This window comes from Dokdonella sp., from assembly GCF_017744955.1.
Taxonomy (GTDB): Bacteria; Pseudomonadota; Gammaproteobacteria; order Xanthomonadales; family Rhodanobacteraceae; genus Dokdonella_A.
The window spans coordinates 969282-987693 of sequence record NZ_JAGIAG010000001.1 but is presented as its reverse complement, the minus strand read 5'-3'; the positions used below and the strand labels follow the sequence as shown (position 1 = coordinate 987693).

Here is an 18412-nt window from a genome sequence, read left to right as displayed (position 1 = left end):
AAGATCACGCCTGCCTCCGTGCGGCGCGGAAATCGCGCTGCCAACCCAGCCAGCTCTGCAACATCACGATGCTCCACAGATGCGTATGCCATTTGCGCTCGCCGTGCTTGAACGCGTTCCAGCGCCGCGATACCGACGACGCATCCAGCAGATTATCGCGGCGCAGGCGATCTTCCGACAGCAGGTCGTCGGCCCATTCGCGCAACGGTCCGCTCAACCACGACCCCACCGGCGCGCCGAAGCCGGCCTTCGGGCGATCGACCAGCTCCTCCGGCAGGTAGCGGCGCAGCAACGCCTTCAGCAGATGCTTCGGTTCGCTCTCGCGCACGCGCAGCGCATCCGGCAACGACCAGGCGAATTCCGCGACGCGCGAATCGAGCAGTGGCGAACGCGCCTCGAGACCCGCCGACATGCCGCTGCGGTCGAGTTTGACCAGGATGTCTTCCGGCAGGTAGCAGAGAAAATCCAGACTCATCATGCGTTCGGCCGGGGAGAGATCGGTATCGGCGAGCGGATACGCGGTGTACGCGGTGGTCGGCTCCTTTGCGCCGCGCACGACGCGCAGCGGCGCGCGCCAGCGGCTGATGCGATTGAGATAGATGCCGTCGATGCCTTCCGCCGCCAATTCCATGCCGATCGTGCGCGAGCCGCCGGTGCGCGCCGTCTCCAGATCGCCGCGCATCAGCCAGCGCCCGAGCGCCCGTCGCGGCGCGGCCGGCAGCCACGCGTGCCAGCGCCAGTTGCGCAACGCGCGCAGATAGCGCGCGTAGCCGAAGAACAGCTCGTCGCCGCCGTCGCCGGACAGCGCAACGGTGACCTGCGTGCGCGCCAGTTCGGCGACCAGCACGCTCGGAATCATCGACACGTCGGCGAACGGCTCGTCATAGATCTCCGGCAGCCGCGGTACCACGGCGAGCGCGTCGGCGCCGCCGACCGGAAACTCGGTGTGCGCCGTGCCGAGATGAGCCGCGATCTTGCGTGCATAGACGCCGTCGACGTCGTAGCGATCGGTGAACACGATGGTGAAGCTGCGCACCGCCTGCGCGCTTTCGCGCTGCGCGAGCGCGGCGACGAGGGAGGAATCGGTTCCTCCGGACAGGAACAGGCCGACCGGCACGTCCGCGTGCAGGCGCAGGCGCACGGCGTCGCGCAGATGCGCGTCCAGTTGCTCCAGCGCCTCGCTTTCGCCACCGCGGAACCGCTGCGCGGATGCCGTGCGGATGTGCGCCTGCGCATCCCAGAACGCGTGCGGAACCGGCCAGTCCGACGCGCGCAGCGCCGCCTCGTCGAAGCACACGCAGTGGCCGGCGGAAAGCTTGCGCACCTCGCGGTAGATCGAGCGCGGCGCGGGGATGTAGTCGTAGCGCAGCAGCGACGTGAGCGCGTCGGCGTCGATCTCCGGTTCGAAATCGGGATGGCTGAGCAGCGCCTTCAGCTCGGAACCGAACAGCAGGCCGCGCGACGATCGACCGTAGTAGAGCGGCTTCTTGCCGACCCGGTCGCGCGCCAGCCAGAGCCGGCGTTCGCTCCGGTCCCACAGCGCGAACGCGAACATGCCGTCGCAGCGCGCGAGCGCGCCTTCCAGGCCCCATTCGACGATCGAGGCGAGCAGGACTTCGGTATCGGAGTGACCGCGGAAAGTGTGCCCGCGCCCGACCAGGATCTCGCGCACCGCCGCGAAGTTGTAGATTTCCCCGTTGTAGACGATCACCCAGCGCGCGTCGGCCGATTGCATCGGCTGATGCCCGAGCGGACTCAAGTCGAGGATAGCCAGTCGCCGGTGCGCCAGGGCCAGACCGGCGGCCGCGTCGACGAAGACGCCGTCGTCGTCCGGTCCGCGATGCCGCAGCGATTCGCCCATGCGTCGCGCGCGCGATGCGAGCGTGGCCGCATCGTGACCTGCGTGCGGCTCCCAGCAGCCGGCGAGACCGCACACCTACTTCACCATCTGGTTCAGATTGAAGATCGGCAGCAGGATCGCCAGCACGATGAACAGCACCATCGCGCCGACGGCGAGAATCACGGCCGGGCCGAGCACCGCGGTCAGCGCGGTCAGCCAGCGATCGAGTTCGCGCTGTTGCTGCTGCGCCGCTTCCTCGAGCATTCGCGGCAGCTCGCCCGAGCGCTCACCGCTCGCGATCAGACGCAATGCGACCGGCGGAAACTGACCGCTTTCACCCAAGGCTCGCGAGAACGCAGCGCCCTCGCGCACCTTGAACGCGGCGCGCTTGAGCGCTTCGCGCATCGGCAGATTCGGCACCACCTGGGCGGCAATGCCGAGCGCGTCGAGCAATGGCACCGCGCTGCCGGCGAGCAGGGCCAGCGTGCGCGTCGCGCGCGCGGTGTTCGCGGCGCGGATCAGACGACCGACCAGCGGCAGGCGCAGCAGCAGTTCGTGCCAGCGATGACGCACCGCTTCGCTGCGCAAGGCGAAGCGCGCGGCGACCAGCGCCGCGATCGCCGCGAGCAGGATCAACCAGCCCCAGCCGCGCAGGAACGCCGACAGCGCGATCAACGCGCGCGTCGCCAGCGGCAGCGTCTGATGCAGGTTCTGGAACACGCCGACGATCTGTGGCACGACCCAGGTGAGAAGCCCGGCGACCACCGCGACGGCGACCAGCGTCAGCAGCAACGGATACGCCAGGGCGGCGAGCATCTTCTGCTTCAACGCATCGCGCGCTTCGGCGTAGTCGGCGAGCTTGTCGAGCACGGATTCGAGCCGGCCGGACTGCTCGCCGGCCGCCACCGTCGCGCGGAAGATCTCGGGGAAGCTCTCCGGGAAGTCGCCGAGCGCCTGCGCCAGGCTCGCGCCTTCCATCACGCGCGCGCGCAGACTCATAGTCAGACCGCGCTGCCGTTCGCTCTCGGCTTGTTCGGACAAGGCCGCCAGCGCCTCGTCGATCGGCAGGCCGGCGCCGATCAGGGTCGCCAGCTGGCGTGTCAGCAAGGCCAGCTGGACGGCGCTCAAGCCGCCGCGCGCGAATGCGCCGCGCGTGCGCCGGGCGCCTTCGCGCACCTCTTCGACACTGAGCGGATTCAGTCCGCGCTCGCGCAACGATCCGCGCACCGCGCGCGCGGTGTCGCCCTGCAGCACACCCCGCTGGGTTCTGCCGCTGGTGTCCAGTGCCTGGTAGGCGAATGCGGGCATCAGTACAAGAGGAGGTTCTGGAACGGACGCGTATTCTTCCAGCGATACCCTTCGAAGTCGCGCTGATCGGTCGACAGAATGCGACCTTCGTCGAGATCCTCGGCGAGAATCACCAGCGAGGCGTCGGCGAGATCCATCGGCAGATCCCGATAGCGGCGCATCAGCACGTGCGCGCGCATCAGCGCATCCGCCGGCAGTTCGGGAATCTCGCACGCGCCGCGCGCGATGCCGTCGACGAAAGCGACGGCCTGGTTCGCGCTGACCCGCGCCGCCAGCAGATGCGCCACCTCGGTCAGCACCGGCCAGGTGCTGACGAAGCCTTCTTCGCCGAAACGTTCCAACGCGTCGCACGCCGATGCGTGGTGTCGGTCGCGGCGGTTGCCGAGCGCGATCCAGAAGCCCGAATCGGCCAGGATCATCGGTCGTGCACGCGCATCGGAAGCTTGCTTTCGAACGCTTCGGTCAGGTAGTCCTTGTAGCGCTCGGACAAGTCGGCCGGGCCTTCGCCGCCGCCGACGAAACCGCTGCCCGCGAGCAGCTTGGCGGGAGAGGCGCGCGGTCGCGTGCGCTCCGCGTGATAGGCGCGCAAAGCGTCGCGCAGCAGATCCGACGCGGACAGACCTTCGCGCTTCTGCAGTTCGCGGAAACGGCGCGCGTCCTCGCCGGTCAGGCGGGCGTTGATGCGGAGTTCGGAAGAGGTCATGACATTGCCTCCAGCAACGTCATAAACGTATGACGCCGGCCTTGAAATTGCAACTCCATCAGATGCATCGAGACGCCAGCCAGGTCCCGATTCGTCGCCAACATGCCTCCGGACGAGCTTGCAGCAGAAAGTGCGGCCCATCGACGCTGACGGTTGCTTGCTCCTGCCGATTCCGAAGGAAAGGAGCTCGTGACGACCAGGCGATCACGACTTGCCGTCAAGGCGAACCATGGCTTGTCCAACCCGTCCAACGCTCCATTCGGATCGAGATCGCGCAGCAACCGCAAACGCGAGCGCAGGACCTCGATCGGCAGCGCCCGGACGACCTGCTGGACTGTGCGGACACAGGTGGGCGTGACATCGAAATCCAGACACATCAGCCGGACGAGTGGCGTCGAAGTGATCCAGCGCTGCACACGTGCTCCGACGACGTCGAGCGGGACGGATCTCAGCAGCGGGTTCGGGCATCGGAGAAAGCTCGCCACCCACACGATAGCGGCAACGCTCTCGCAGCGGCGTGCCAATCTCAGCGCAATCGGCCCGGAAAACGATTCAGCGAGGACCATGCAAGGCCCGATCGCGCGAGCGGCCGTCTCCGCATGCGCGACGTAGTCGTCGAGTTGCCAAGTCGAGTCGAGCGGATACCGTACGAGATGCACCTCCGCTCGCGGCCGGCACTGCACGAATTCGTCGAATAGTTCCGCACTGCCGTCCAGCCCCGGCAGCAGAAGCCACGGAAGGCGATTCGCGCGCTTCCGCGGCATGCAGCCTTCGCCCGATACGTCGCTCACTCCTCGCGTGTCACCCGCAACACTTCTTCAGTCGAGGTGATGCCGGCCACGCACTTGCGCCAACCGTCCTCGAGGATCGACGCGGAGCGCGCGCGCGCGTGGCGTTCGAGTTCGGCCTCGGATGCGCCTTCGTGGATCAGCCGGCGCATCGCGTCGTCTACGGCCACGAGCTCGTACAGGCCGGTGCGGCCGCGGTAGCCCGCATGGCGCGCGTTCGCGGCGAGATCGCCGCGCGGGCGATACAGCGTGACCTTCGCGTCGGCCGGCTGGCCGAACGCGGCGAGTTCGGCCGGGCTCGCGGCGTACGCCTCGCGCACCGCGGGATCGAGCACGCGCACCAGGCGCTGCGCCAGCACGCCGATCAGGCTCGAGGACAGCAGGAACGGCTCGACGCCCATGTCGCGCAGGCGCGTGACGGCGCCGACCGCGGAGTTGGTGTGCAGCGTCGACAGCACCAGGTGACCGGTCAGCGAGGCCTGCACGGCGATCTCGGCGGTTTCGAGGTCGCGGATCTCGCCGACCATGACCACGTCCGGATCCTGGCGCAGGATCGCGCGCAGCCCGCGCGCGAAGGTCATGTCGACACGCGGGTTGACCTGGGTCTGGCCGACGCCGTCGAGGTAATACTCGATCGGATCCTCGACCGTCATGATGTTGCGCGAGGAGTCGTTGAGCTTGAGCAGCGAGCCGTACAACGTGGTCGACTTGCCCGATCCGGTCGGACCGGTCACCAAGAGGATGCCGTGCGGGCGCGCGATCAGGTCCTCCAACCGCGCGCGCATCGCCTCGTCCATGCCGAGCTGGGCGAGGTCGAGCTTGCCGGCCTGCTTGTCGAGCAGACGCAGCACGACGCGCTCGCCGCGACCGGCGGGGATGGTCGACACGCGCACGTCGACCGGGCGACCGGCGACGCGCAGGCCGATGCGGCCGTCCTGCGGCAGGCGCCGCTCGGCGATGTCGAGCTTGGCCATGACCTTGATGCGGCTGACCACGGCGCTGGCGATCGCCTTCTGCGGCGCCAGCACCTCGCGCAGCACGCCGTCGATGCGGAAGCGCACGACGAGGCGGTTCTCGTACGGCTCGATGTGGATGTCCGAGGCGCCTTCCTTCACCGCCTCGGTCAGCAGCGCGTTGATCAGGCGGATGATCGGCGCGTCGTCCTCGCTCTCGAGCAGGTCTTCCGGCTCGGGCAGTTCGTCGGCGACGGCCTTGAGGTCCATGCGCTCGTCGAGGTCGGAGACCATCGTGCGTGCGTCGTCGCCCTGCTCGTACAGCTCGCGCAGCAGGCGCTCGAACTCCGGCGGCGCCAGCGTCGTGAACGCGAGCGGCGCGCCGAGATGGCGGCGCAGCTCGGCCAGTACCTCGGCGCGCGCGTCGGCGCGGCAGGCGATCTCGGCGATCTCGCCGCGCCAGCCGGTCAGCGCGACGCCGTGACGGCGCGCGAAGCCGAAGCTCGGCCGCGACGGCCGCTGCGCGGCGGACGAGTCGACGGGAGACCTTGCCTCGCTCATCGGCGCGGCGACGCGCCGGTCGGCGTGCGCGCCGGCGGCTGCGCGAGATTCGGCTGGCCGTCGAGCGACGGGCTGGCGAGGAAGTCGTGCACGTCCGGCAGCAGCGGGCGCTGCGAGCGCGGCGTGATCGGCCAGTCCTGCTGGCGCATCTGCAGCTGCTCGGTGCGCATGTAGTTGTACTTTTCGCTCGACACCGACGCCTCGGTCGCCTCGTCGCGCAGGATCTTCGGATGCAGGAACACCATCAGATCGCGCTTCTGATGATCGTTGGTGCGGTAGCGGAACAGGTTGCCGAGCAGCGGCACGTCGCCGAGCACCGGCACCTTCTGCGCGTTGTCCTTGAGCTGGTTGTCGATCAGGCCGCCGAGCACGAGCAGCGCGTCGTCCTTGACCAGCACGCTGGTGGTGAGCTCGCGCTTGTTGGTGACCAGGTCGACCGCGCCCTGCACCGGCGGCAGCAGGTTCGAGACTTCCTGGTGGATGTCCAGCCGCACCGACTCGCCCTCGTTGATCTGCGGCTTGACCTTCAGCACCAGGCCGACGTCCTTGCGCTCGATCGTCTGGAACGGATTGGTGATGCCGTTGGTCGGCGTGGTGCCGCCGACCGTGCTCGAGGCGTTGGTGGTGTACTGGCCGGTGAGGAACGGCACCTCTTGCGCGACCTTGATCTGCGCTTCCTGGTTGTCCAGCGTCAGCACCGACGGCGTCGACAGGATGTTGGACTTGCCGTCGCCGCGCAGCGCGCTGATCAGCGCGCCGAGCTGGGCGATCGGTTTGCCGTCCGGCCCCGGAATCGTGCCGGCGACGTAGCCGAGGTTGAAGCCGTTGCCGATGCCGAACGGATTGATCGACGCCGAAAGAATGTTGTTGCCCGGCGTGGCGCCGGTGAAATTGGTGCCGCCGACGATGTGCTTGTTGCCGGCCACCTGCCATTGCACGCCGAGTTCGCTCGCGGTCTGGTCGGCGACCTCGGCGATCACCGCCTCGATCAGCACCTGGCTGCGGCGGATGTCGAGCTGGCGCACCACCGCCGACAGCGAGCGGAAGATCGCCGGCGGCGCGCTGATGATCAGCGCGTTGGTTTCCTCGTGCGCCTGGATCGTCGCCACCGAGGCCGCGCCGCTCGCCGTGTCGGTCGCCTTCGCCGCAGTCGGCGGCGCGCTGCCGCTGAGCGTCGCGGCGACGCCCTGCAGGATCGGCACCAGGTCCTTGGCGCTGGCGTAGCGCAGGTAGACGACCTGCGTGTCGCCGCCGTCGATGACCGGCGTGTCCAGATGCGCGATCAACGCGCGCAGCTTCAGGCGGCCGTTCTTCGAACCGGCGAGCAGGATCGAGTTCGTGCGCGTGTCGGCGAACACGCGCGATGCCTCGCCGTTCGCCTGTGCGGTCTTGTCGTCGGCGAGCGAGGTCAGCGTGCGCGCGAGCTCGGCCGCGTTCGCGTGGCGCAGCGGCACGACTTCCACCTGCGCGTCCGACACCGTGTCGATGCGCTGAACGATGTCGATCAGCCGCTTCACGTTGCCGGCGCGATCCGATACGACCAGCGAATTGGACGTGGAATGCGCCAGCAGCTGGCTGCCCTGCGGCATCAACGGGCGCAGGATCGCCACCAGCTCGGCCGCCGAGACGTGCTTGACCGGCACGATCTGGGTGACGACCTCGTCGGAAGACTCCGCGCGCGCGGCGCTCACGCCCGCGCCGCCGTCGGCCTGCGCGGCGGATTCCGGCACGATCTTGATCATGCTGCCGGACGGCACCGCGGCGAGGCCGTGCACGCGCAGCACCGACAGGAACACGTCGTAGATCTCGTCCGGCCGCATCGGCTGCGCCGAGACCACGGTGACCTTGCCCTGCACGGTCGGCCCGACGATGAAGTTCTTGCCGGTGATCTCGCTGACCGTCGCGATCAGCGCCTGGATGTCGGCGTCCTTCAGGTTCAGCGTGTGGCGACCGTCGGCCGTGCGCGCATGGCCCGGTTGCGGCTCCGGCGCTCCTTGCGCGAACGCCGCTCCCTGTAGCGCGGCGAAAAGAGCGAAAGCGAGCGGCAGAACACGCATTGCGGGAAATCCTCTGGAAATCATCATTGCAGCCCGACGCGCAGCTCGACCGGCTTGCCGTCGCGCAGCACGGTCACGCGCGCGGAATTCGCGCCGGCGAGGTTGGACAGGATCTGCTGGCCGCGCGCGAACGAATCGACCGCCTGCCCGTCGACGGCGGTGACGACGTCGCCCGCGCGCAGGCCGAACTGGCCGAGCAGGGCCGCGTCGGCGCCGGCGGCGACGCGCACGCCGGTCAGGCGGCCGCCGTCGAGCACCGGCACCATCGGCACCCGCTTCATCAACTCGTCCGGGTTCTGGCGAAGCTGCGTGAGCGTCTGCTGCGCTTCGGCCGACGGCTTGATCACCGCTGTGGTGGCGGCGGCCGGCGCCGCCGGCGTCGCACCGGCCGCATTGCGCGGCGCGCGGGCACTCGCGCCGGCGGGCGGGGAACGCACGACGTCGGCCGGGGCGAGCGTGCGTTCGCGCGGCAGACGCAGGGTTTCCTCGGCACCTGCGCGCGACAGCACAATGCGATCCGGATAGACCGCGGCGAGACGTGCGCCGGAGACGACTTCCTCGCCGACGCGGAACGCGCGCTCGACGCCGTCGGCGCCGGCGAGGACCGCCAATCCGGCCTTCGGATCGCCGTCGGCGACGGTGCCGCGCAGGATCAGCGACAGCGTCGACGCCGCGCCGCCGCTGCCGGGACGCTGCGGCGTCTCGCCGAACAGATGCCAGCTGGCGATCGAACGCGCCGGCGCGCTGACCGCCACCGCGCCGGCAAGCTGCGCGCGATCGCCGCTCGACGTCGCATCGCCGTGCGGCAGCAGCTGCCACACCAGGCGCGCGAGCAGCCACAGCGCCAGCGCGCCGAGCACGGCGCAGCTGGCCCATGCCGCCGCTTCGGCATAGCGACCACGATCGATGGCGAACCCGCGCCGCGCCATGCGCTGCGCCCCCTGCGACGAAAGACGCGCAAGCGTAGCAAACGCGGGCCACGCGCGGGGTGACGCAGTCGAGCCGGAATGCCTGTCCGTGCACGCCGATCGGAGCGGGCCTGCCTCCACCCTCGTCAGCGCGCGAGGGAATTCGGCGTATTCCCTGGTGAACCGGTCGCTCGGCCGGTATCCAACGGGGAGATTCCACATGAACGCACGCGATCCGATTCCGCTTTCCTCGCTTCGACGCACCGACGCCTCCCGGCGCAACCATCCGCCCACGCACTGGCCCGGACGTCTCGACCGCCTCGCGCGCCGAGCGCTCGGCTTGGTCGTGGCCCTGTGCGCCGCCGCGGGCAGCAGCCTGTCCTTCGCGCAGCACCACGTACCGGTCACGCTGGACGAACTCGTCGACGGCTCGGCGTCGATCGTGGAAGGCACGCTGGTCTCCGCGCAGCCGCGCTGGAACAACCAGCACAACCTGATCCTCACCGACTACCGCTTCCGCATCGGGCGCGTGCTGATCGACGGCGGCGTCGGCCACACCGAATTCGTCGTCACCCAGGCCGGCGGTACGCTCGACGGCGAGACGCACAAGCTGAGTTCCAATCCCGAACTGTTCGTCGGCGAGCGCTACGTGGCGTTCCTCGACCCGGAGGCGAACCACGTGTTCTGCCCGTTCATGGGCGGCGACCAGGGCGTCTATCGCGTCACCGACGACAACCTCGCCAGCGCGCTGTCGGGCCGGCAAAGCCTTCCGCTCGATTCGCTGATCGCGCAGATCGACACGCGCGTGCAGAAGCGCGGCAACGCGCCGCCGCATTTCCGCCACGCGGGTCCCGCGGCCGGCGTGACGTATCCGTCCAAGACCGCCGTTCCGTTCCGCGCGCCGTTCGCGCCCCCTGCTGCGAGCAGCAGTCTCGCTCCGCTGCAGCAGCAGGCGTCCGCCGATCCGGAGCCGGGCGACGCGCTGGCCGAGCCGGTGGTCGACCCGCAGCCCGAGCCGCAGGCCGCGCACGCACCGACGACGCCGAACTGGCACCGCTTCGCCATCGCCAACCGCCCGATCGTCTGGGACGAATGGCCGCACGACTGGTGGGTGTCGCCGCACGACCAGTACCGGATGTCCGACTGGAACCACGTCGCCGACAACCTGAACCGGGTCAGCGGCACCGACCTGACCACCTGGGCCTGGGGCAACGACCGCTTCGAGATGGTCGGCTTCCCGAGCAACGCCGACATGGTCGCGCAGTTCGGCGCGGGCTGGGGCGCGACCACTCTGGCGATCACCTGGTCGCGCTGGAACGGCTCCGGCGTGATCCTGGAATCGGACATCGCGCTCAACCCGGCCTACTGCTGGACGCTGGACGAGTCGCGCAGCGCGAACGGCAGCGACACCTGCTGGGGCATCGACCAGAGCACGCTGCACGAACTCGGACACGCCTGGGGGCTGGCGCATCCGTGGGAAACGGAGAACGTGTGGTGGGATTCGGTGATGAACTACGCGCCGAAGGAATTCCGCCCGCCGTTCCTGCACGAGGACGACGCCGACGCCGTGCGCGTTTCCTATCCGGGCGCCACGATCGACCTCGACGGCCTACTCAGCCTGTACCAGACCGAAGACGACCCGAACTCGATGAACGCGCTCTACACGGCCGCGTTCCCCGGCGCGACGACGATCTACCACGGCCAGCCGCTGACCTTCGGCACCATCCAGGTCGAGAACGCGGGCACCCTCGCCTTCGCCGATCCGCGCGTGGAGATCTACCTGGCGCAGAACTGGCGCTCCTGGACGGACAGCTATTATTTCCTGCGCGCTGCGTCGTACTCGATCACCGTCGACCCGTCGAGCACGCGCCGGCTGACGGTGAATCCGACCACGATTCCCGACACGATGCCGACCGGCCGCTACTACCCCTCGATGTACCTGCGGCTGGACGGCGACCAGGTGACCGGCAACAACACTGCGGTCTCCTCGCCGAACGTGATGGCGACCATTCGCAACGTTCCGGCGACGCTGACGCCGGTCGAATCCTGGAGCACCTGGAGCCTGGGACGCATCGGCCCGTCGGGATCGTGGGAACTGCTGCTGCCGGTCGTCGCGGGAGACGACTACGAGCTGTCCCTGTGCAGCGCCGTCGGCGGCGGCTCAGCGGACTTCGACACCGTGATGGAAGTGGTCGGCGTGACCTCGAACGACGACGATTGCGGCCTTCAGTCGCACGTCCTGTTCACCAGCGACTCGACCACCACGCGGACCATCAGCATCCGCGGATACGACCTCGCCGCGCAGGGAACCTTCACGCTGGCCTATCGCCGCATTCCCGACGACACGCTCTTCCGCGACGGCTTCGACTGATCCGCTCCGGCGCGGTGCTCGATCACGGCACCGCGCCACGACCTCGCGCCGCCGGCCTGTCAGCGCCGGCGGCGTTTTCGTTTCCGGCCCGATGTCCGGCGACGTCGAATTTCCGCGTATCCCCGAACGAACCGGCCAGCGAGCCGGCCCTGCCGGAGGACCACGCCATGCGTCACCGAATCGCCCGCGCCATCCTGTGCCTCGCCCTGCCTGCCGTCGCCATCGCCGCCGCCGCCGAGGAACCGCTCGTACCCGACGCGCCGACGGCGCCGGAGCTGCAGGTCGCCGGCGGCTACACCCTCGATCCGGGATTCAACGACGGCGCGTTCTTCCTCGATCGCTTCGCCGGACCCGACAGCGCCAACTATCGCGGCCGCAAGCTCGTGCGCCTGCCCAACGGGGACGTCGTCGTGGTCGGCCTGGTGCCGGCCTACAACCAACCCGATCCGCCGGACGGGCAGTTCCACATCGGCCTGGTGCGCTACAACGCCACCGGTCAGCGCGTGGCCTGGAGCTTCGCCTCGTCCTACGGCAACTTCGGCAACCAGTACCTGATCTACCCGGGCAGCAACCTGTCCGGACAACTCACGCCGCGCTTCACCGCGGTCAAGGACGTCAAGGCGATCGGCGACCGCATCTACATCATGGTCGATCACACGCCGGACGGCGGGAGCCGCGACGTGCAGCTGCTGATCTTCTCCGACGCGAGCGGCGAGACCGGCCGCTTCCTCGGCCATTTCACGCTGTTCACCAGCCCGTTCAACGAAGACGGCGCCGAGATGGCCCTGTTCAGCAGCGGCACCATCGGCGGCGCTCCGTACAAGCTGCTCGCCGCCGCCACCGTGTACGGCGGCTCGGGCAACTACGTCCGCCTCAGCCGGTTCAACGTCGGCGGCACCACGACGTTCGAAGGCGACAGCGCCTTCGGCACCAACGGCACCAGCATCGCCTTCCTCTTCCAGAACTCCGGCGGCTGTTCGACCGCCGTCGCGACGGCCGGCGCCTGCCCGCTCATCGCGCGCAGCCTTGCCGTCGGTTTCCGCGGGTTCACCGGCTCCGGCCCGATCTACGTCGGTGCCGAGCGCCAGTACTCGACGACCTCGGCCACCAGCAACGACTGGGACGCCGCGGTCGTCAAGTTCAGCAGCAGCGGCGATCTGGATACCAGCTTCGGCGGCAGCACTGGCGCCGGTTCCGGCAACGGCTTCGCCTTCGTCCAGTTCGACCGCGGTACCAAGGAAGACCGCAACCGCGGCATCGCCGTGCGCACGCTCGGCCTCGGCATTCCGGCGTCGCCCTACCGGGACGAGGTCTACGTGGTCGCCAGCGTCGCCCAGGCCTGCGCTTCCGGCACCGGAGTCGGCAAACTGGACCAGGACGGCAACTACGTCGCCACCTTCGGCGACAACGGCAAGCTGCGCTTCGGCGGCTGGGACGATCCGAGCGACGCGCAGGCGTGCGCCGTCTACGGCCCCGCTTCGCCCCTCGCCGTCGCACGCGACGGCGCCACGCTGGCGATCGCCGGACAGGACGACGCCGAAGTCCAGGCCGACTTCATCCCTTCCGCGGCGGTCGCCTTCGTCGACGCCGACAGCGGCGCGGTGGCGCAGCGGTTCGCCAGCGCGATCAGGCCGCCGTCGGGAACGTTCCCGTCCTCGAGCGCGCTGTACGGCATCGTCGCCAACGGCGACGGCAGCTTCAGCGTGGCCGGCGACGCGCGCGACTCGAGCACCGGAAACACGCTGATGTACGCGACGGCACGCGTCGGCCGCGACGTGATCTTTCGCGATGGCTTCGATTGAGCGGCGCCGGAGCCTTCGATCGCGCGCCCGCTCTCGCCGTCGCCGCGCGCTTGGCAGGCGCGCGCGCGACGCGTTACCGTGCGTGCATGGCGGAGTCGGGGAACGACAGCATCACGCGTCTGCTGCAGCGCTGGAGCGAGGGCGATCCGCTCGCGCTCGATCGCCTGCTGCCGCTGGTCTACGCCGACCTGCGCCGCATCGCCGCCGGCCTGCTGCGCTCGACGCCGGGACACGCGACCTTGCAGACCACCGCGCTGGTGCACGAGGTGCTGCTGCGTCTGCTCGGACGCACGCCGGCGGCGTTCGAGAGCGGCGCGCATCTGCTCAACGCCTCGGCGCGCATGATGCGGCAGGTGCTGGTCGATCGCGCGCGCAAGGCCGCCACCGAAAAACGCGGCGGCGGCTGGCAGCGCGACGAATTCACCGAGGCGCTGGAACTGCCGATTCCCGACGGTACCGATCTCGCCACGCTGGACCAGGCGCTGAACGAACTCGAAGCGGCGCACGAGCGCATGGCGAAGGTGGTCGAGCTGCGCTACTTCGTCGGCCTCGAAGTGACCGAGGTCGCCGCCGCGCTCGGCGTGACCGAACGCACCGCACGGCGCGACTGGGTCGCCGCCCGCGAATGGCTGAGAGGGCGGCTGGAAACGACGGCCTAGGACGGCGGGCACGGCGGGTTGCCGACGACGAAGGGGGAAGCCGGCGTGGACGAGCGCGAACTGAAGGCCCTGCGGATCCTGCGCGATGCACTCGACACCGCGCCCGGCGAACGCGACAGCTTCCTGTCCGAACGCTGCGGTCCCGACACCGCGCTGCGCGAACGCGTCCTCGCCCTGCTGCGCGGCATCGGCGAATGCGAACTCGACGAAGATCCCGCGCAAGCCGAACCGGCCCCGCCGGCCGACGCGGATGCCCTGATCGGCACGAAGCTCGGCGCATTCCGCGTCGTCGAGCGCGTCGGCCGCGGCGGCATGGGCGTGGTCTATCGCGGCGAGCGCGACGGCGCCGACTTCCGCCAGGACGTCGCCCTCAAGCTGATCCGCCGCGGCTTCGACTTCGACGACATCCGTGCGCGATTCCTACGCGAGCGGCGCATCCTCGCGCGCCTGTCGCATCCGAACCTCGCGCGCTTCATCGACGGCGGCGTCGCGCCGGACGGCCGGCCGTGGTTCGCGCTCGAATTCGTGCGCGGCGAGGCGATCACGCGCTGGTGCGATGCGCAGGCGCTCGACCTGCGTGCGCGTGTTCGGCTGTTCCTCGACGTCTGTACCGCCGTGCAGTACGCGCACGCGCAACTGGTCGTGCATCGCGACCTCAAGCCCGGCAACATCCTCGTCGACGCCGACGGCCACGCGCGACTGCTCGACTTCGGCATCGCGCGCCTGCTCGGCGACGAGGACGCCGGTGCGACGTTGACCACGGTCGGCCATCGCAGCGTACTGACGCCGGAGTACGCCGCGCCCGAGCAGTTCGGCGGCGAAGCGGCCGGCGTCGCCACCGACGTCTATGCGCTCGGCGTGGTCCTGTACGAACTGATCGCCGGCGTATTGCCGTATGTGCTCGACCGCCACGATCTCGCCGCGGCCGAGCGCACGATCCGCGAGCAACCGCCGCAGCCGCTCGCACAAGCGATTTCGCGCGACGGCAGCGAAGCTGCCGGCCGCCGTCTGACCGCGCGCCGGACGAGCCTGCGCGCCTACCGCAACGAGGTCCGCGGCGATCTCTCGCGCATCCTCGACAAGGCGCTGGCGAAGGAACCCGAGCGCCGCTACGCCAGCGTGCAGAGTCTCGCCGACGATCTCTCACGCTGGCTCGCCGGCGCGCCGGTGCGCGTCTCCGGCAACGCGTTCGGCTATCGCCTGCGCAAGTTCGTCGGACGCAATCGCGTCGCCGCCGGCATCGCGGGCAGCGCTCTGCTGGTGGTCGCCCTGCTCGGCGTCTATCACCTGCGCACGCTGGACGCGCAGCTGAAGCGCACCGAGGCCGAGCGCAACCGGGCCGAAGCCTCGCTCGGCTTTCTGCAGAATCTCCTGGCCAGCCCGGATCCGCAGACGGGTGTCGGCGCGGACACCAAGCTCGGCGATTTCCTCGCCGGTTCCGTGGCGACGATCCGCGACGACGCCTCGCTCGATCCGGAAACCCGCAACGACCTGCGCCTCACCATCGCCGGAAGCCTGAAGAGCACCGATCGCTACGACGAAGCGCTCGCGCTGGCGCGCGAGGTGGCCGCCGGGCCGGCCGACGACTCGCGCGCTTGGGAAACCCGCGTGCGGGCGGCGAGCCTGGTCGGCGAGGTCCTGGTGCTGAAGGGCGACTATGACGCCGCCGTCGCCAGTCTCGAGGCGGCGACGAAACTCGCCGAGGCCCACGGAGTCACCGACCCGCTCACGCTGGCGACGCTGTACTCGACGCACTCGATCGCCAACAACCACCTGGCGCGCTGGGACGAAAGCCGGCGGCTGATCGACCGCGCCGTCGAGATCGCCGAGCCGATCAAGGAAAAGCATCCCGACGTGTACGGAAACCTGCTCGGCTTCGCCAGCATTCCGCGCGGCTATCCGCGCCTGGATCTGCCCGGTGCGGCGGAGCTGCTGCGGCGCTCGATCGATTTCCAGCGCGCGCACGGCCTGGAATCGAGCGGCCAGCTCGCCAATACCGAGGGCAACCTGGCGCAGACGCTGATGTTCATGGGCGAGTTCGAAGAAGCCGAGCCGCTGTTCCTCCGCGTGATCGAGCGCATGAAGCAGCGTTACGGCGCGGTCAATCGCGAAACCTCGTTCAAGCTCAGCGATCTGGCGATGCTGTATTTCCGCTGGAACCGCCTCGACGAGGCGCGCCGCTGGCGCGACGAGGCGACGCAGTCGATGAAGGGAGCCCTGGGCGAGTCGCATCCGTTCGTCGGGCTCAGCCTGATCCACTCGGCGGACCTCGCGTTCCAATCCGGCGATCTCGAGCGCGCCGCCGCCGATGCGAAAGCGGGCGCGGCGATCGCCGACGAGCAGGACCGCGAGGAATTCGCGCAACGCGCGCAGCTGTATGCCGCCGCGCGGCGTTGCCGGACGGAAGGCGGCGACGGGATCGACGCGCTGCTCGAACGCATGGGCGCGCTGGCGAACCAGTTCACCGCGCGCGAATTCGACGTGCGCGTCGCGGCTGCCGACTGTCTCAACCGGTTGGGCCGCCACGACCAGGCGGCCGCGGCGATCGAACCGTTCGCCGCACGCCTCGATCAGGGGCTGGTGAAGGCGCGCAACGACTACTATCGGCCGGTCATCGCGCGCATACGGGCCGAGTCGAACGCCCGCTAGCTGGAAGCACGCGCCCGTGCGGCGCGTGCCGGAATCGCCGCGTCAGCGCGCGGTGAACATCCGCACCAGGCGGCGGAAGAAGCCCTGCTTCGGCGGCGAACTCTCGGCCGCGACCGGTCCCGGCGGCGCCGTCGGGATCGTGCGCTCGCTGCGCGGCGCGTGTTCGCGGCGCGGCTTGCGTTCGCTGCCGTGCGCCGGCGCGGCGTTGTCGCCGCCGGCGCCGACGGCGGGATTCATCGCCTCGCCCTCGCGCCGCTTGTTGCGGCCGCGACCGCCGCGGCGGCGGCGCTTGCGCGGCGCCTCGCCGTTCGTGACGGCTGGAGTCGCGTCCGCCTGAGCCACCGGCGCAACGGCTTCGGCGACGACCGGTTTCGGCGCGTCCTTCCGCGCTTCGCCGCGCGGCTCGCCGCGACGGCCGTCACGCCGCTCGCCCTCGCGGCGTTCGCCGCGGCCGCCTTGCGAACGGGGTCCGCGCGAACGCGAGGGGCCTTCCTTCTTCGGCGGACCGGCGGTGTTGCGCGCATCGTCGGCCGCCTCGTCGGCAGTGTTGCCCGCGGCCGCCTGCGCGCGCGGACGCGGCGGCGGCGCCACCAGCATCTGCGGATCGATCGAGGCGGTCGGGATCTTCTGTTCGATGTACTTCTCGATGTCCGGCAGGCCCATCGCGTAGAGATCACAGGCGAAGCTGATCGCATCGCCTTCGGCGCCGAGGCGCGCGGTGCGGCCGATGCGATGCACGTAGTCCTCGGCGTCGTGCGGCAGGTCGTAGTTGAAGACGTGGCTGACGTCGGGGATGTGCAGGCCGCGCGCGGCGACGTCGGTCGCCACCAGCACTTCGATCTCGCCCTTCTGGAACTTGCCGAGCAGGCGCTCGCGCTTGGCCTGCGGCACGTCGCCGGACAAGGTGGCGACGGAGAAGCCCTGGCGTTCGAGCGCGCGCGTGACCTTCTCGGCGGCGATCTTGGTGTTGACGAAGACCATGCTGCGATGCGCGTCGACGCTCGAGAGCAGGCCGATCAGCAGCTGCAGCTTTTCCTCTTTCGCCGGGAAGTAGACCACCTGGCGCACGCGGTCGGCGGTGACGTTGTCGGCTTCGACCGCGAGCTTCTCGGCTTCGTTCATGTGCTCGTAGGCCAGTTCCAGCACGCGCTGGCTGAGCGTGGCCGAGAACAGCATGCTCTGGCGCTGCTCGCGCGGCGGCATGCGGCGGAACAGGAAGCGGATGTCCTTGATGAAGCCGAGGTCGAACATGCGGTCGGCTTCGTCGAGCACCACGGCCTCGATCGCGTTGAACGAGAAGACGTGCTGCTTGAGGTAGTCGATCAGGCGGCCGGGCGTGGCGATGATCAGGTCGCAACCGGCCTTGAGCGCGTCGCGCTGCTTTTCGTAGTCGACACCGCCGTAGATCAGCGCGGAGGTCAGGCCGGTGTCGCGGCCGATGTTGCGGAAGTCCTTGTCGATCTGGATCGCCAGCTCGCGCGTCGGCGCGAGGATGACGGCGCGCGGATCGGTCAGCTTGCGGTCGGCGACGGCCGGCTGGGTCAGCAGGCGGTTCAGCACGGCGACCAGGAAGGCGCCGGTCTTGCCGGTGCCGGTCTGCGCCTGGCCGGCGACGTCGCGGCCGGTCAGCGCGACCGGCAGGGTCAGCGCCTGGATCGGCGTGCAGCGCGTGAAGCCGGCGGCATTCAGGCCCGAGAGCAGGCGCGGATGCAGGTCGAAACTTTCGAAGGTGATGTCGGTGAGCGGATGTTGGGACATGAATCGTTACGTTCGTGAGGAGGGGAAGCGCGCGACGTAGCCGGGCTGTCGTCTG

13 protein-coding genes are annotated in these 18412 nt (G+C 69.7%); 4 read left to right on the top strand and 9 right to left on the bottom strand.

What is annotated here, in order from left to right:
* Nucleotides 1–4: 4 nt before the first annotated feature.
* From asnB to J7520_RS03985, 8 genes are read right to left on the bottom strand one after another with little or no spacing between them, the layout of a single operon-like run.
* Nucleotides 5–1936 (bottom strand): asparagine synthase (glutamine-hydrolyzing), encoded by a 1932-nt coding sequence (gene asnB, locus J7520_RS04020; RefSeq protein WP_291184319.1) that lies wholly within the window; start codon nucleotides 1934–1936, stop codon nucleotides 5–7.
* A complete protein-coding gene (gspF, locus tag J7520_RS04015; RefSeq protein WP_291184316.1) occupies nucleotides 1937–3148 on the bottom strand; it encodes a type II secretion system inner membrane protein GspF in 1212 nt (403 codons plus the stop codon).
* Nucleotides 3148–3567, bottom strand: a complete 420-nt coding sequence (locus J7520_RS04010) for a PIN domain-containing protein (protein ID WP_291184314.1) — start codon at nucleotides 3565–3567, stop codon at nucleotides 3148–3150. The genes gspF and J7520_RS04010 overlap by 1 nt, the downstream gene beginning before the upstream one ends.
* Nucleotides 3564–3851: a ribbon-helix-helix protein, CopG family gene (locus J7520_RS04005; RefSeq protein ID WP_291184311.1), complete on the bottom strand. Its 288-nt coding sequence runs from the start codon at nucleotides 3849–3851 to the stop codon at nucleotides 3564–3566. Before J7520_RS04005 ends, J7520_RS04010 begins: the two co-directional genes overlap by 4 nt.
* On the bottom strand, nucleotides 3848–4642 hold the full coding sequence (locus tag J7520_RS04000; RefSeq protein ID WP_291184308.1) for a hypothetical protein: 795 nt from the start codon (nucleotides 4640–4642) through the stop codon (nucleotides 3848–3850). The genes J7520_RS04005 and J7520_RS04000 overlap by 4 nt, the downstream gene beginning before the upstream one ends.
* The gene (gene gspE, locus J7520_RS03995) at nucleotides 4639–6153 is read right to left on the bottom strand and encodes a type II secretion system ATPase GspE (protein ID WP_291184305.1); all 1515 of its coding nucleotides are present in this window, start codon (nucleotides 6151–6153) and stop codon (nucleotides 4639–4641) included. The genes J7520_RS04000 and gspE overlap by 4 nt, the downstream gene beginning before the upstream one ends.
* Entirely contained in the window at nucleotides 6150–8210 is a 2061-nt protein-coding gene (gene gspD, locus J7520_RS03990; RefSeq protein WP_291184302.1) for a type II secretion system secretin GspD, read from the bottom strand. Before gspD ends, gspE begins: the two co-directional genes overlap by 4 nt.
* Before the next feature lie 23 nt (nucleotides 8211–8233).
* Nucleotides 8234–9139: a type II secretion system protein N gene (locus J7520_RS03985; protein WP_291184300.1), complete on the bottom strand. Its 906-nt coding sequence runs from the start codon at nucleotides 9137–9139 to the stop codon at nucleotides 8234–8236.
* Nucleotides 9140–9338: 199 nt separating this feature from the next.
* On the opposite strand from J7520_RS03985, the gene J7520_RS03980 reads away from it, so the two are divergent.
* The 4 genes from J7520_RS03980 (at nucleotide 9339) to J7520_RS03965 (ending at nucleotide 16599) form a co-directional block, all read left to right on the top strand.
* Nucleotides 9339–11489, top strand: coding sequence for a hypothetical protein (locus tag J7520_RS03980; protein WP_291184297.1), 2151 nt, complete (start codon nucleotides 9339–9341; stop codon nucleotides 11487–11489).
* A 167-nt stretch (nucleotides 11490–11656) separates the two neighbouring features.
* Nucleotides 11657–13291, top strand: coding sequence for a hypothetical protein (locus tag J7520_RS03975; protein ID WP_291184294.1), 1635 nt, complete (start codon nucleotides 11657–11659; stop codon nucleotides 13289–13291).
* 86 nt (nucleotides 13292–13377) lie between these two features.
* A complete protein-coding gene (locus tag J7520_RS03970) occupies nucleotides 13378–13950 on the top strand; it encodes an ECF-type sigma factor (protein WP_291184291.1) in 573 nt (190 codons plus the stop codon).
* 45 nt (nucleotides 13951–13995) lie between these two features.
* Nucleotides 13996–16599, top strand: a complete 2604-nt coding sequence (locus J7520_RS03965; protein ID WP_291184289.1) for a serine/threonine-protein kinase — start codon at nucleotides 13996–13998, stop codon at nucleotides 16597–16599.
* A gap of 42 nt (nucleotides 16600–16641) precedes the next feature.
* Here the strand turns inward: J7520_RS03965 and J7520_RS03960 are convergent, their stop codons facing one another.
* Complete coding sequence (locus J7520_RS03960; RefSeq protein ID WP_291184286.1) at nucleotides 16642–18357, bottom strand: DEAD/DEAH box helicase; 1716 nt, start codon at nucleotides 18355–18357, stop codon at nucleotides 16642–16644.
* Between the last annotated feature and the right edge of the window lie 55 nt (nucleotides 18358–18412).